At 64.8% G+C, this 14853-nt stretch carries 9 protein-coding genes; 6 read left to right on the forward strand and 3 right to left on the reverse strand.

All coding sequences use genetic code 11. The features are described from left to right. The first annotated feature begins 105 nt into the window (after positions 1-105). A complete protein-coding gene (gene alaS, locus ABD729_RS11525; RefSeq protein WP_344710415.1) occupies positions 106-2760 on the forward strand; it encodes an alanine--tRNA ligase in 2655 nt (884 codons plus the stop codon). On the opposite strand, the gene ABD729_RS11530 is transcribed toward alaS, so the two are convergent. Continuing rightward, complete coding sequence (locus ABD729_RS11530) at positions 2757-4490, reverse strand: cation:proton antiporter domain-containing protein (protein WP_344710417.1); 1734 nt, start codon at positions 4488-4490, stop codon at positions 2757-2759. The genes alaS and ABD729_RS11530 overlap by 4 nt on opposite strands. Positions 4491-4572: 82 nt before the next feature. Here ABD729_RS11530 and ABD729_RS11535 point away from each other — a divergent pair, with 82 nt between their 5' ends. After that, a complete protein-coding gene (locus ABD729_RS11535; RefSeq protein WP_344710419.1) occupies positions 4573-4782 on the forward strand; it encodes a hypervirulence associated TUDOR domain-containing protein in 210 nt (69 codons plus the stop codon). A gap of 894 nt (positions 4783-5676) precedes the next feature. Here ABD729_RS11535 and ABD729_RS11540 read toward each other — a convergent pair. After that, a complete protein-coding gene (locus ABD729_RS11540) occupies positions 5677-7971 on the reverse strand; it encodes an EAL domain-containing protein (protein WP_344710421.1) in 2295 nt (764 codons plus the stop codon). Between the two features lie 147 nt (positions 7972-8118). Between ABD729_RS11540 and ABD729_RS11545 the strand changes: the two genes are divergently transcribed. From ABD729_RS11545 to ABD729_RS11555, 3 genes are all read left to right on the forward strand, one after another. After that, positions 8119-8406, forward strand: coding sequence for a proton-translocating transhydrogenase family protein (locus ABD729_RS11545; RefSeq protein ID WP_344710423.1), 288 nt, complete (start codon positions 8119-8121; stop codon positions 8404-8406). 29 nt (positions 8407-8435) lie between these two features. Next, complete coding sequence (locus ABD729_RS11550; protein WP_344711432.1) at positions 8436-9896, forward strand: NAD(P)(+) transhydrogenase (Re/Si-specific) subunit beta; 1461 nt, start codon at positions 8436-8438, stop codon at positions 9894-9896. 183 nt (positions 9897-10079) lie between these two features. Next, positions 10080-10799, forward strand: coding sequence for an aspartate/glutamate racemase family protein (locus ABD729_RS11555; RefSeq protein ID WP_344710425.1), 720 nt, complete (start codon positions 10080-10082; stop codon positions 10797-10799). Between the two features lie 5 nt (positions 10800-10804). Here the strand turns inward: ABD729_RS11555 and ABD729_RS11560 are convergent, their stop codons facing one another. Beyond that, positions 10805-12616 (reverse strand): asparagine synthase-related protein, encoded by a 1812-nt coding sequence (locus ABD729_RS11560; protein WP_344710427.1) that lies wholly within the window; start codon positions 12614-12616, stop codon positions 10805-10807. A gap of 285 nt (positions 12617-12901) precedes the next feature. Between ABD729_RS11560 and uvrC the strand changes: the two genes are divergently transcribed. Further along, complete coding sequence (gene uvrC, locus ABD729_RS11565) at positions 12902-14848, forward strand: excinuclease ABC subunit UvrC (protein WP_344710429.1); 1947 nt, start codon at positions 12902-12904, stop codon at positions 14846-14848. Positions 14849-14853: the final 5 nt, after the last annotated feature.

The raw sequence follows: 14853 nt of genomic DNA on the forward strand, positions 1-14853 counted from the left end.
CTTGGCCTCTCGAACGGCCGATGTGGACAAAGTGAAATCGAAGGCAGTTTCGCTTTTGCTGCCCGCTCTTCCGCACCGCAGCATCGTCATGGTAGAGGCCGCGCCATGACCTCGACCAACGACATCCGCCGTTCCTTCCTCGACTATTTCGAGAACGCCCAGCACAGCCGCCAGCCGTCCGCGCCGCTGGTGCCGCAGAACGACCCGACGCTGATGTTCGTCAACGCCGGGATGGTGCCGTTCAAGAACGTCTTCACCGGCCTCGAAACGCGTCCCTACAGCACCGCCGCTTCCTCGCAGAAATGCGTCCGCGCCGGGGGCAAGCACAATGACCTCGACAATGTCGGCTACACCGCGCGCCACCACACTTTCTTCGAAATGCTCGGCAACTTCTCGTTCGGCGACTATTTCAAGGAACGCGCGATCGAACTCGCCTGGGGCCTGCTGACCCGCGAATGGGGCCTGCCCAAGGACAAGCTGACCGTCACCGTCTACCACACCGACGACGAAGCGCACGGCCTCTGGAAGCGGATTGCCGGGCTCCCCGACGAGCGCATCATCCGCATCGCCACCAAGGATAATTTCTGGGCGATGGGTCCGGACGGTCCGTCGGGTCCCTGCAGCGAGATCTTCTACGATCACGGCGACCACATCTTCGGCGGCCCTCCCGGATCCCCGAACGAAGACGGCGATCGCTTCGTCGAGATCTGGAACCTCGTCTTCATGCAACACCTGCAGGAAAATGACGTCATCGTATCCGACCTGCCGCGGCCGTCGATCGACACCGGCATGGGGCTCGAGCGGATTGCGGCGGTCATGCAGGGGGTCCACGACAATTACGACACGGACACCTTCCGCAACCTCATCGCCGCCTCGGAAGAACTGACGCGCACCAAGGCCGAGGGCGACCAGAAGGCCAGCCACCGCGTCATCGCCGATCACCTTCGCGCGACCAGCTTCCTGATCGCCGACGGCGTGCTTCCGGCCAACGAGGGCCGCGGCTACGTCCTGCGCCGCATCATGCGCCGCGCCATGCGTCACGCCCACCTGCTCGGCGCCTCCGAACCGCTGATGCACCGCCTGGTTCCCGCGCTGTCTGCGGAAATGGGGGCCGCTTACCCCGAGCTCGTTCGTGCCCAGCCGCTGATCGAGGCCACGCTGCGCCAGGAAGAAACGCGGTTCCGCCAGACCCTTTCCAATGGGCTGCGGCTGCTCGACGAAGCCACCGCAGGCCTCGGCGAAGGCGGCACTCTGCCGGGCGAGACTGCCTTCAAGCTCTATGACACCTTCGGCTTCCCCTACGACCTGACCGAGGACGCCCTGCGCGCCCAAGGCCTCGCCGTCGACCGCGCCGGTTTCGACACCGCCATGGCCGAGCAGAAGGCCCGTGCCCGCGCAGCCTGGAAGGGTTCGGGCCAGGCGGCCTCCGACGAAGTATGGTTCGACCTCGCCGAGGAACATGGCGCGACCGAGTTCACCGGCTACGCCGGCCATGACGGCGAGGGCGTGGTACTGGCGATCGTCCGCGACGGAGCGGTCGTTGGCGAGGCAGGCGAGGGCGACGAGGTGCAGCTTTTGCTCAACCAGACCCCCTTCTATGCCGAAAGTGGCGGGCAGGTAGGCGATGCTGGAAAGCTCAGCACGCTCAACGGCTTCGAGGGAGATGTTCAGGATACGTCCAAGCAGCTCGGCAAGCTCCACCTGCTCCGTACCCTTGTTCGCAAGGGAGGCCTCAAGACCGGCGACACGGTGGTCCAGCAGGTCGACGAGGAGCGCCGCCGCGCGATCCGTGCCAATCACAGTGCGACCCACCTCCTGCACGCCGCGCTGCGTCATCGGCTTGGCGCTCATGTCACGCAGAAGGGGAGCCTGGTCGCCCCCGACCGCCTGCGCTTCGACTTCGCGCACAATAGCGCATTGAGCCCCGACGACATCGCCGCGATCGAGGCCGAGGTGAACTGGCACGTCCGCCACAACCAGCCGGTTACCACCCGGCTGATGAGCCCCGACGAGGCCATTGCCGAAGGTGCGATGGCGCTGTTCGGTGAGAAATATGGCGACGAAGTTCGCGTCCTCTCGATGGGGACGGCCGATGGCGCCACCTATTCAACCGAATTGTGCGGCGGCACCCACGTCACCGCGCTTGGCGACATCGCCTTGTTCAAGATCGTCTCGGAAAGCGCCGTTTCCAGCGGCGTGAGGCGGATCGAGGCGCTGACCGGAGAGGCCGCGCGCCAGTGGCTGATCGACCGCGACAATCGCCTGCGCGCCATTGCCGCGAGCCTCAAGACCGCGCCCGACGAGGCGCCGCAGCGGGTTGCCGCGCTAACCGACCAGGTCCGCAAGCTCGAACGCGAACTGGCCGAGGCCAAGCGCCAGCTCGCCCTCGGTGGTGGCAGCGGCGGGGAAGCAAGCGGCCCTGAAGAGGTTGCTGGCCTGAAATTCATCGGCCGCGTCCTCGAAGGGCTCGATCCCAAGGGCCTGCGCGGCGAGATCGATGCGATGAAGCAGCAGCTTGGCAGCGGCGTCGCAGCCCTCATTGCCGTTAACGAAGGGCGCGCATCGGTCGCCGCTGGCGTCACTGGCGACCTCACCGGTCAGGTCAGCGCCGTCGATCTCGTCAAGGCGGCGGTAGCGGCGCTCGGCGGGCAGGGCGGGGGAGGCCGCCCCGACATGGCGCAGGGCGGCGGTCCGGACGGCGAGAAGGCCGGCGAAGCGCTGGCCGCCATCCGCGACGCGCTGGCGAAGGTCTCGGCCTAGCGCCGTCGGCCCAACGCCGGCTCCTCGGCAAGCTCGCCCGCTTCCCGGATCTGCGCGCGAAGCTGGCTGCGTTTTTCGTGGATCGAGGCGATGACCGGACCCATGGCGACGCCGATATCGACGAGGATCGCCTCGCTCATCTGCAGCGATCCTTCCATCGTCTCGGGCACGGCATCGGTGGCGCCGGCGCGATAAAGCTGCGCCGCATGCGCCCCATCCCGGGCCCGGGCGACGATCGACAGCTCCGGGCAGGCCACGCGGATATCCTTGGACAGGCGCACCGTCAGCACCGGATCGTCCATCGTCAGAACGACCGCCGCTGCCTCGCTAAGGCCGAACCGCTCGACCGCATCGCCGCGCGCGACGTCGCCGAAGATCACCTTGTATCCCTGCTCACGGGCCGCGGCGACGCAGTCGATGTCGCCGTCCACCGCGACATAGGGTCGGCCATGTTCGGCCATCATGTCCGCGATGATCCGGCCGACCCGCCCGAAGCCGAAGATCAGGGTGACGCCGCTCGTGTCCGAAACGCCGCTGGCCAGCGACTGCGGATCCACCCGCCGCGCCATCCTCCGTCCCAGGGCGGCGAGCAGCGGCGTCAAGGTAAGGCCAAGGGCGGTGACCAATGTCCAGAAGGCAGCGGTCGAGGCACTGAGGACACCCGCCGCAAAGGCTCCGGACAGGACGATCAGGGTCAATTCCGAGGGGCTCGCCATCAGCAGCCCGGTTTCGACCGCGGTGGCGAGGCGGCTGCGATGGAAGCGCAGCAGGCTGAAGATGACCGCCGCCTTGATCAGCAGCACCGCCGCGGTCGCGGCCAGCAGCTGCGGCCAGGCAGCGTAGAGCGCTCCAAGGTCAAGCCGCATGCCGACCGTGATCAGGAAGATGCCGAGCGCCAGCCCACGCAGCGGCGCGGTGATGACCTCGACCTCGGCGTGATAGTCCGTCTCGGCGATCAGCAGCCCGGCGATCAGTGCCCCGGCCGCTGCCCCAAGGCCGACCGAGCCGGTAGCGATGCTGGCGAGCATAACGACCAGCAGACTGATCGCGAGGAACAGCTCGGGGCTCTTGGTTCGGGCTGCCTGCGCGAACAGGCGCGGCAACAGGAAGCGTCCGACCAGCAGCAATCCGGCGATGACCGCAAGCCCGCCGACGAGAACGGTCAGCAGGGCGCCGGTGCCGCTCTTGGCGTCGAGGACCAGCAGGAGCGGAATGAGGCTGAGGTCCTGCAGGAGGAGGATCGCGAAGGCGACCTGGCCAGTCGCACTCACCGTTCCCGTAAGCGGCATGACGATAGCCGTCGAGCTCATTGCGAGGGCGAGGCCAAGGATCGCGGCAGGGAGCGGTTCGAGCGCGCCGATGAGCATGAGGCCGCAACTCAGCACGAGGCCGGTCGCGAGCATCTGCAGGCCGCCCAGCCCGAACACCCGGCCACGCATTGCCCACAGACGCCTGAAGCTGAGCTCAAGCCCGATCCCGAACAGCAGCATGAGGATGCCGATCTCGGCAAAGGGCTCGATCCGGCCGCGATCGTCGATGGTGATCGTCTCGAGCCACGGATGCCCATTGGCAAGCGAGCCCAGACCAGCAGGTCCGATCGCGACCCCGACAAGGATGAAGCCGATCACCGGTGAAATGCGCAGCCGGGCAAAGGCCGGGATGACGACCCCGGCCGCCCCCAGGATCACCAGCGCGTCATGTAGCCCCTGTCCGCCAAGATCCCCTGCCATGACCGCCCTTGTGCCGTAGTCGCGGGGGGGAGCCAAGCTGGAGCCCGGGCCGTTGGCAAATCCGTATAGAAGGAGACGATCGATGGCCGAGAAGACGTTGAAGGCAGGCGACAAGGTGAGCTGGTCCAGCCACGGTGGCAGTGCCCATGGCACGGTGAAGAAGAAGCTCACCAGCCCGATGGACATCAAGGGACATCATGTCGCCGCATCGAAGGATAATCCCGAATATCTGGTCGAGACGGCCGACGGAAAGCAGGCCGCCCACAAGGCGGGTTCGCTGAAGAAGGGCTGAGCCGCCGCATCGTGGCAAGGCCCGGCTTCGGATCGATCAGCCCTTCGCACGGCGTCTATCTAGCGAGCGCAAGCGTAAGAGCGTGAGGGAAGCTGACGATCCTTCTCTTGTCCGCGCCGGTTTGCGAGTGCGGGTAAGCGCGAAACACGCCGACTTCCCGCATGACCTCCGGCTGCAGCGGTTCAGCCCTTGATGGGGAGTATCCTAGGCCTGCTGCTGCGGCGGCGGGGGAGGGCAATTGCCGGTTGATGCGAAGCGAGCGAATCGATGGTTCGCCCGCAGCCTGCACGGTCCTCAATGAAGAAGCGCGCCGTGACCCGGGCCACGACGCGCTTCGAAAATCTTGGTGCTTTCTAAGGCTCGCTTAGCCGCGACCGCCGCTGCTCTCAGCGCCCGAACCCCACAGCCAATTATAGAAATTCCACATGGTCTTTTGCTCCCAGTGACGCGGTAAGACCACCGCCCCGATGGATTTGTTAACCCTAATAGATACGGTTAGCAAACGACTTCGGTGTCCCGAAATGAGGCTTTGGTGCTCGATTCGTGCGGTCTCGCGACTCGGGTGCTTGATCAGGTCCGGGCGGGCGTCGGCCATCCTGGAAAAGCAAAGCGCGCCGCAACGTGGGTCGCGACGCGCTTTCAATTTCTTCAGTGAATACCGAGACTTGTTTAGCCGCGGCCGCCGCTGCTTTCAGCGCCGGAGCCCCACAGCCAGTTCCAGAAATGCCACATGGTCCTGCTCCCTGTTGTGCGGATTGGAGACACCGCTTGCAGGGCATTATTAACCTTAATCGATACGGTTAGCAAACGATTCAGCATATTTCGTAAGGAAATCCGACAGGCGCGGGGGTGCGCGGCTATCGGGCTGGATTCAGTTTTCTTGGGAGAAAGGGGTCAGGCTGCCCGGCGGGTCGAGCGAATCTGCAGGCGCTGGACGAGTTCGCGAACGCCCATCGGGCGGCCGATGGCGAAGCCTTGCGCCACGTCGCATCCCATGGTGCGCAACTCGTTCAGGCACTGCTGGTCCTCGACCCCTTCGGCGACGACGATCCGGTTGAGGGAGTGGGCAAGGGCAATGGTGGACTGGACCATGATGAGATCCGAGCGATTGACCCGCATGGCCTTGATGAAGCTCTGGTCGATCTTGATCTCGGCCGCGGGGATCTTCTTGAGGTAATCGAGGGTCGAAAGACCCGTGCCATAATCGTCGATGGCAATGCGCAGGCCGAGGTCCTTGAGGGCGCCCAAGGTGGCAAGTCCGCCCTCGGCATCCTGCAGCGCGGCGGTCTCGGTCAGTTCGAGGGTCAGGCGAGCCGGGGGCAGGCCATGCGCATCGAGCATTGTCTGCACGCGGCCCAATAGTTCGCGGTCGGTAAGCAGCCGCGCCGAAAGGTTTACGGCAACCTGGAATTCGATTCCGCGACGATTGATCGCGGCGCCTGAACTGATCGCCCGATCGAGGACGAAGTCGGTCAACTTGCCGATGCGGCCGTTCGCTTCGGCGGCGGCGATGAATTCGGTCGGGCTGATCGGACCCTTGATCGGGTGCGTCCAGCGGGCGAGCGCTTCGGCGCCGATGATGCGCCCGGTCGCGATGTCCATCTGCGGCTGATAGGCCAGCCAGACTTCGCCCTGGTCGATCGCCTGGTCGAGCTCGCCAAGCAGCGACACCCGCCAGTTGACTTCTTCCTGCCGGGCCGGGTCATGCAGCTTCCAGCGCAGGCCCTCCTGCCAGGCCTCGTCCGCGGCCATGATGGCGCTTCCGATGCGATTGGTAAGGGTGCGGGCGACGCCGAGCTCGACCCCGAAGGTTAGCGCGACATCGATCTGGCGACCCGAGACCTGGACGGGCGAGCGGAACATGGCGTGCAGCGCTTCAAGGTGGTTGCCGATCGGAGCGCCGTTCTTGACCGTCCAGACGAAGGTTCCGTCATCGCCCTGGTGAAGGTCGGTACGCGCGCCAGTCGAAAGCCGGGCGACGACCTGGCGAAAGGCCTCCTTCTGTTCGGTTTCGCTGAGCGCACTGCTGATTTCGGCGTGGTTATGGATCTTGGCGAGGACGAGGGCGCGATCGATCGTGCCTTCCGAACGCAGCACCGCGAAATTGGGGAGTCCCGTCTGTTCGTGCACGCGCTGGCGGCGCCGCAGGCGAAGGTAGGCGAGGCGGCTGCTGACGATCACGATCATCAGCAGGCCCGGAACGACGTCGGCGCTCACGTAGAAGCGCTCGGCGACGAACGGCGCGCCGAGCAGGATCGCGCTACCGGTGACGAGGCACAGCGGCGTGGTCGTCGCGGTACGTCTCCAGAACAGTGCCAGCAGGCAGGCGAGGAAGGCGACGATCACCCCTGGGCCTGCGCCGAGGTCGATCGGAGTCCCGCGCATCAAGGTTTCGGCACCAAGGATCTGGACATAGGCGCCAGCCATCTTGCCCCAGCCGGGAACCCATTTCTGGTCGCCCAGGGTATCGGCATTGAGACCGACGATGAGTTGCTTGCCGCGCAGCGCGCCGGGCGAGAACTTGCCGGAGATGACATCGGCCGCCGACAGATAGGGGATCGACTTGGGCTGGATCGAATAGTCGATCCAGAACTGCCGGTTCGGTTCGCTGGTCCGGTTCGCCAGGCTGGCCGAGAAAGTGGGGATGGGCTTGCCGTCGATCTTGCCGGACAGCCAGTGATCCCACACGACCCCGCTGAAGTCATAGAAGACCGAGATGCTGGCCGTTCGCGCCTGCTCGCGGAAGCGCTTCAGGGGCCGCGTTTCCGCCTGCTTGAGGTCGGAGCCATTGCCAAGGGCATGCCGGTCGGCGAGGACGACCCGCCCGGAACGTGCCAGCGCCTGTTCGAACCGGCGATCGTCGGCGGAGGTCGACGGACTGTCATAGATGATGTCGAGGTGGATGCTCTCCGCGCCGGCCTTGGTGGCCTGGTCGACCAACTCTGCCTGCACGCGCCGGGGCCACGGCCACATCCCGATTTCCGACAGGCTTTTGTCGTCGACGCCGACCATGACGATGTTGCCGCTTGCGCGATTTTCGTGCGTCGCGTTGCGCAGAACCTTGAGATAGGCCTCGAGCGGATCGCCAAGATAAGCCGCCCAGCACAACAGTGCAGCGGCGAGCGACCACAGAAGCAGCCTCCACGGCCGCTCCTTCCCGCTCTTCGTCGTGGCAGGTTCCGAGCCCATGCCTCCAATGTGCCCGGGAAAGGTTATGAAATAGGAAACCTCCGTCTGGTGAACGACAGAAGGGTCAGGTCGCGGCGCGATGATTTTGCTCTTAGCAGCGCGCCCTTGCTGTGCCACACAGGCGCAACGCACCTGAGGGGAGGGCTTGTGGACTTCATCTCGATCCTGTCGATCTTCGTCCTGAGCTGTTTTGTCGGCTATTACGTGGTTTGGTCTGTAACGCCCGCATTGCACACGCCGTTAATGGCGGTGACCAACGCGATCTCCTCGGTCATCATTGTCGGAGCATTGATCGCCTCGGCCGCCGCGGGCAGTCCCGCTTCCAGGTGGCTCGGGCTCCTCGCCGTGGTCTTCGCCAGCATCAACATCTTCGGCGGGTTCGCGGTGACCAGCCGAATGCTCGCCATGTACAAGAAGAAGGAGCGGCCCGAGTGAGCGGCGTGCACGACACGCCAGCCTGGGTGATGCTGGCCTACCTCGTCGCCGGCATCTGCTTCATCCTCGCGCTTCGCGGCCTTTCCAGCCCCGCCACCAGCCAGCGCGGCAACCGCCTCGGCATGATCGGCATGGCGATCGCGGTGGTGACGACGCTCGTCACCCACGTCCCCAGCGCGATTCAGCCTGGCGGCCATCCGCTTCAATATTCGCCGGTCTTCGCTCCCGACTGGACGACCATCGCGCTGATCCTGGCGGCGATCGGGATCGGCGCGGTCATCGGTATCATCGGCGCGCGGCGTATCCAGATGACGGCGATGCCGCAGCTGGTCGCTGCCTTTCACAGTCTTGTTGGCCTTGCTGCGGTGCTGGTCGGAGCGGCCGCCTTCCTCAATCCCGAGGCGTTCGGGATCGTCACCCGCATCACGCCCATCGCCGAGCCGTCATTCCTGATGATCAATCCGGTGAGCCGGATCGAACTCGGTCTCGGTGTCGCGATCGGTGCGATCACCTTCTCGGGCTCGGTCATCGCGTTCCTCAAGCTGAACGGGAACATGGGCGGTGCGCCGATCCTGTTGCCCGGACGGCACGTCATCAATCTCGGCACGCTGGTCGCGATCCTCGGGCTCGTCGCCTATTTCACCCAGGACCAGGCGCCATGGGTGTTCTGGACGATCCTGGCGCTCAGCTTCGCGATCGGCTTCCTGCTGATCATTCCCATTGGCGGCGCCGACATGCCGGTCGTCGTTTCAATGCTGAACAGCTATTCGGGCTGGGCCGCGGCGGCGATGGGCTTCACGCTTCACAACAGCGCGATGATCATCACCGGCGCATTGGTCGGCAGCTCGGGCGCGATCCTCAGCTACATCATGTGCCGGGCGATGAACCGCAGCTTCATCAGCGTCATCGCCGGCGGTTTCGGCGCGGTGGCGTCGAGCGGGAGCGGGGAAGTCATCGACCGCCCCTACAAGCGCGGCTCGGCCGAAGACGCCGCCTTCCTGATGAAACAGTCGGACCAGGTCATCATCGTGCCAGGGTACGGCATGGCGGTGGCACAGGCGCAGCACGTGCTCCGCGAAATGGCCGATCTCCTCAAGAAGGAGGGGGTCAGGGTGAAATATGCGATCCACCCCGTTGCCGGCCGCATGCCAGGCCATATGAACGTGCTCCTGGCCGAAGCCAACGTCCCTTATGACGAGGTGTTTGAGCTCGAGGATATCAACAGCGAGTTTGCGCAGACCGACGTCGCCTTCGTCATCGGCGCCAACGACGTCACCAATCCCGCTGCCAAGACCGACAAGACTTCTCCCATCTACGGCATGCCGGTGCTGGACGTCGAAAAGGCACGCACCGTGCTCTTCATCAAGCGGTCAATGGGTGGTGCAGGTTATGCCGGAGTCGACAACGAGCTCTTCTATCGCGACAATACGATGATGCTGCTGGCCGATGCGAAGAAGATGGTGGAGGAGATCGTCAAGGCGCTCGCCTGATGGCCTAGACTCCTTTCGCACCCGCAACCTCTTGTCGCCGCTTCGCAACAGTCTGCCTTTGCCGCGTTAAGAAGCCCCAGAATCTCCCTTCATCCGCTTGCCGTCCTGACCGGTCTGCGAGACAAGATTCCGTGTAACCAATTGGGGCGGCACATCTGGTGCGCGCGGGTGAGGGGATCAGGCGTGAAGAAGCTCGGAATGGTCGGCGGTGCGAGCTGGAACAGCACGGCGCTCTACTACGAGCATATCAACAAGGGCGTCGCGGCCCGGCTGGGCGGACTGCACAGCGCCCGGATGGTGATCGAAAGCCTCGACTGCGAGGACGATTATGCCGCCTTTCATCGCAAGGGCGACTGGGCGGGCGGCGAATTGGTGATCATCGACGCCTGCAAGCGCCTCGTCGCCGCGGGTGCGGAAGGCCTTATCCTGACCTCGAATACCATGCACAAGCATTATGACGCGGTCGCCGCCGCTGTGTCGCTGCCGGTGCTGCACATCGGCGAGGCTGCCGCGGAAAAGCTTGCTTCCGACAACCGTCGCAATGTCGCGCTTCTCGGCACCCGGGTGACGATGACCGAACCGCATGTCCGGCAATCGTTCGAGACACGCGGCATCCAGCTTGCGGCGATCGAAGAGGGCTGGATCACCGAGGTCGATCGCATCATCTACGAGGAGCTGGCCGCCGGACGAGTGGTCCGCGAAAGCCAGCGCAAGCTCAAGACCCTGATCACCGAGCTTGGCAAGAAGCGGGTCGAAGCGATCGTGCTGGGCTGCACCGAGCTAGTGCTGGCAGTCGACCCTCGCGCCAATATCATGCCGGTTTACGACACCACCGCGATCCATGCGCGCAAGGCCGTTGAATGGATCCTCGGTGCCGACGAGGCCGCCCGCGCTGCGGCCTGAGGAGCCTAGGATGCCGCTTCGACTTCCTTGAGGAAGATGCCGGCACAGAGGGCGCGGGTTACCGACACCCGATAGCGCCCGTAATTGGCCTCGCTGTTCCAGTCGCTGGTCGGCCACCCGGCAATGGCCTGTTCGAGAGCCGCCATGTCGAGCAGTTCCGTGGCCAAGGTGCTGCCCTTGATGTCTTCCAGCACCTCGAGGGCATCGGCCTGGCTGACCCGCTGGTACCAGTCGCTCGCCTGGAGTCCGCGCAATTGAAGGTCGAGCACTTCTGCCGGAACCAGCCCATCCAGCGCGTGCCTGGCCAGGGGACGCAGGACGCCCTTCGAGACGAGATCTTCGGGAGGCAGGGTCAGGCTGAATTCCACGAGGCGCCGATCGGACGTGGGATCGCTCTCCATCAGGCCAAATGCACTGAAGGCCGACCGGCGGGTCTCACCTGTATCGGTCTGGAGGATGGCCTCGAGGCGATCCTTGTAAGGGTTCATGGATACGTGGACGTCTTCACGTCCGGGTCGCCACTCGGGGCGGAAAAATTCCGAAGCGCTGTTGCGAACGCCGAACTGGCCGCGGAGCAATCGACTGACCGCCGCCGGAAGAAGCGGTTCCATGCTGGCAAATGCGATACCTCGCCAGCGGGCGCGGCGACTTGCCACCACGGCATGGCTTTCGCTCCACCAGCGACGTAAATGACCTGCATAGAAGTGCGCTCGAAGCGTCCCGACGCCGCTCGCGTTCAGTGAGAGATTGCCAAGCTCTCCGGTAAGCAGGCCCTTGGCGCCTATTGCCGCGGCTTCGGTCCTGATCTGTTGCCACCACGACATATTGTAGGGGCAGTGCACCAGATAATGGGAGCGCGCCGCTAGCTGCCGCGCAACGGCGAAGGGCGGGGCGGATTGCCGGACGATCGCGTGCCGGATGCCAAGACTGCGGGCGGTCACGGCCGCAGCTTCGGATTCGTCGACGAAGCGGCCGCGGATCACCGACCCTCCGACGGCCTGCAGCGGAGCGGAGGTGAAGGCCGTAACGCGCGGCGGCCCGGCCACGTCGGCGGCCACCGCGGTAACGGCGCTGCTGTCCCACCCCGAACTCAGCTGCGTTGCGACCGGGCCCGGTTCCAGCCGGCAGGACACCGCCGACCGCAACAAGCTGCGATATTCCTCGGCCCGGTCCTCGAGCTTGCTGACCGCCACCGGCCAGATTGCGGGGCACCAGTAGCGCCGGCGATCGATTTTGCCCGGCTTCAGGCGGATAATCTCGCCGGGAAGGACGCGCTCGATCGAGGTGAACAGGCTACGCCGACCCAGGGAGCCGCCGCCCATAACTGCTGCTATCGATCCGAGATCAGGCTCCAGCTGCCCGATAAGCGCACGCAGTCCTATCGGAATAGAGGCGAAGCGCACGCCCGAAACATCAAATTGGTAACTGAGCGGGCGTTCGGACGAGGGGGAGGCGAACAGCCAGACTGCCCTGTCGTGCGAGGAGTAAATAGCGACCGCGAAGTCGCCGAGCAGCCGGTTGGGTAGTTCTTCGGCCCATGCCCGCCATCCGCACAGGAGAAGCTGGGCCGGACTGCAATTGGTCGGCAAGCCCAAGCGCTTGGAAAGCTCGAGCCGGTTATCAATCCGGCCATCGACGGCAATAAGAAGACTGCCGTCGCGCATCAGCGCTGACGGGTGATCCGATCCGAATTCTGCTTGATCCAGGCTGGCGAACGCATGTCCGCGCCCCGGCAGCTGTGCCGTCAGGCTGGCGGCAAGCCTGTCACGCCGGACCTCGCGACCATCGAACGCAGCAATGCCAGCAAGGGAGTTCACCCGGAACTCCCGCGGCGACGATTACGACTTGGAGTTGCCGGGGCCGTCCGAAATGTTTGAGAACTTGCCATTCTCGGCGCGGCCAGCACGGAAGACGCGCAGTTCGGGCTTGGTCCAGGTCTTCTTGGTCTTCATCATCCGGCATCCAGACTGCTGGCATTCGCCGAATGACGACGCCTCGTTCGCTCTGAGCTATCGCCTAAGACTGCGGAGTGCAAGTCTGGGAGGCGAACCTGGCCCGCTCCCTGCTTCCGCTCCCGTCCTCAAGCTCCTACATGCCGCATCATGAACCGCACCCCGGCTGACCGACCGGACCACCCCCGCGCGACCGAGCGTTTCAACGAGGAAGCCGCGACTACTACCGTGAAGGGGGGTGGGGAAGCGCCTGACCTCGAAGCCGGTGTCGCGGCAATCCGCAATGTCGTGAAGACCCTGCCGGTCCGCCCTGGCGTCTATCGCATGCAGGATTCGCGCGGCGAGGTTCTCTATGTCGGCAAGGCCCGCGCACTCAAGAACCGGGTCGCCAATTACACCCAGGTCACGCGGCTTTCGAAGCGCCTGCAGCGAATGGTCTCGCAAACGCGGACGATGACCATCGTCACCACCAATACCGAGGCCGAGGCGCTGCTCCTCGAGGCGCAGCTGATCAAGCGCTTCCGCCCGCCCTACAACGTGCTTCTGCGCGACGATAAAAGCTTTCCCTTCATCCTCCTGCGCGAGGACCATGCCTATCCCCGGGTACAGAAGCATCGCGGCGCGCGGCGTTCGAAGGGGCAGTATTTCGGACCGTTCGCAAGCGCCGGGTCGGTCACCCGCACGCTTAACGCGCTTCAGAAGCTCTTCCTGCTAAGATCTTGCAGCGACGGCTTTTTCAACAATCGCTCGCGGCCTTGCCTGCTGTATCAAATCCGGCGCTGTTCGGGGCCCTGCGTGGGCCGGATCGCGCCCGATGCCTATGGCGAACTGGTCGACGACGCGAAGAATTTCCTCGCGGGCAAGTCGACCGGCGTCCAGGCCCGCTTGTCCAAGCAGATGGCGGAAGCGGCCGAGAAGCAGGATTACGAACTTGCCGCGGTCTACCGCGATCGGTTGCGCGCGCTGACCTACATTCAGGGCACGCAGACCGTCCACGCCGAGGGATTGGGCGATGCCGACATCTTCGCCTTGGCAGCGAAGGGCGGGACGATGTGCATCCAGGCCTTCTTCATCCGCGGCGGTCAGAATTGGGGCCACCGCGCCTTCTTTCCCTCGCACACCGCCGACGTTCCTGAAGACGAAGTCCTCGCGAGCTTTCTGATCCAGTTCTACGAAGACATGCCGCCGCCCAAGCGCATTCTCGTCGATCGCGACGTGGCCGAAGCCGAGCTGGTCGCCGATGCGCTTGGCGAAAAGGCCGGCCGCAAGGTGCTGATCGAGCGGCCGCAGCGGGGCGACCGCAGGAAGTTGATCGAACAGGCCAGCCGCAACGCGGTCGAGGCGCTCGACAGGCGCCACGCCGAGAGCACCACGCAGACCAAGTTGCTGCGTGAACTGGCCGACGCATTCGAGCTGCCCGATGTGCCCAAGCGGATTGAAGTGTACGACAACAGCCACATCATGGGCACCGCTGCAACCGGCGCGATGGTCGTCGCCGGGCCGCAGGGGTTCGTGAAGAACAGCTATCGCAAGTTCAACATCAAGAAGGCCGCGACCGACGACGACTTTGCGATGATGAAGGAAGTGCTCGAGCGGCGCTTCCAGCGGCTCGAGAAGGACGATCCCGACCGTTCGAGCGGCGAATGGCCCGATCTCATCCTGATCGACGGGGGCAGGGGGCAGTTGAACGCCGTGCTTGAGATCATGGAGGATGCTGGGGTTCACGACGTCCCGGTTGTCGGCGTTGCCAAGGGGCCGCACCACGGCCGTGAGGGCCGCGAGGTGTTCCACCTTCCGAACGGCCGCGAGCTGACCTTTCCGGTCAACTCTCCGTTGCTGTTCTATCTCCAGCGGCTGCGTGACGAGGTTCACCGCTTCGCCATCGGCACGCATCGCGCCAAGCGGGCCAAGAACCTCGTCACTTCGAGCCTGGACGAGGTTCCCGGGATCGGGCCGACCCGCAAGCGGGCGCTCCTGATGCACTTCGGCACGGCACGAGCGGTCAAGGGCGCGGCGCTCGAAGACCTCGAGAAAGCGCCGGGGATCAGCAAGGCGACGGCGCGTCAGCTTTATGACTATTTCCACCCGAATGGGTGACGGGC

The sequence above is a fragment of the Sphingomonas humi genome, from assembly GCF_039536725.1.
GTDB lineage: Bacteria > Pseudomonadota > Alphaproteobacteria > Sphingomonadales > Sphingomonadaceae > Sphingomicrobium > Sphingomicrobium humi.

Coding starts and splice junctions, on each gene's coding strand:
- alaS (WP_344710415.1), top strand. CDS start 106: ATGACCTCGACCAACGACATCCGCCGTTCCTTCCTCGACTATTTCGAG.
- ABD729_RS11530 (WP_344710417.1), bottom strand. CDS start 4,490: ATGGCAGGGGATCTTGGCGGACAGGGGCTACATGACGCGCTGGTGATC.
- ABD729_RS11535 (WP_344710419.1), top strand. CDS start 4,573: ATGGCCGAGAAGACGTTGAAGGCAGGCGACAAGGTGAGCTGGTCCAGC.
- ABD729_RS11540 (WP_344710421.1), bottom strand. CDS start 7,971: ATGGGCTCGGAACCTGCCACGACGAAGAGCGGGAAGGAGCGGCCGTGG.
- ABD729_RS11550 (WP_344711432.1), top strand. CDS start 8,436: ATGCTGGCCTACCTCGTCGCCGGCATCTGCTTCATCCTCGCGCTTCGC.
- uvrC (WP_344710429.1), top strand. CDS start 12,902: ATGAACCGCACCCCGGCTGACCGACCGGACCACCCCCGCGCGACCGAG.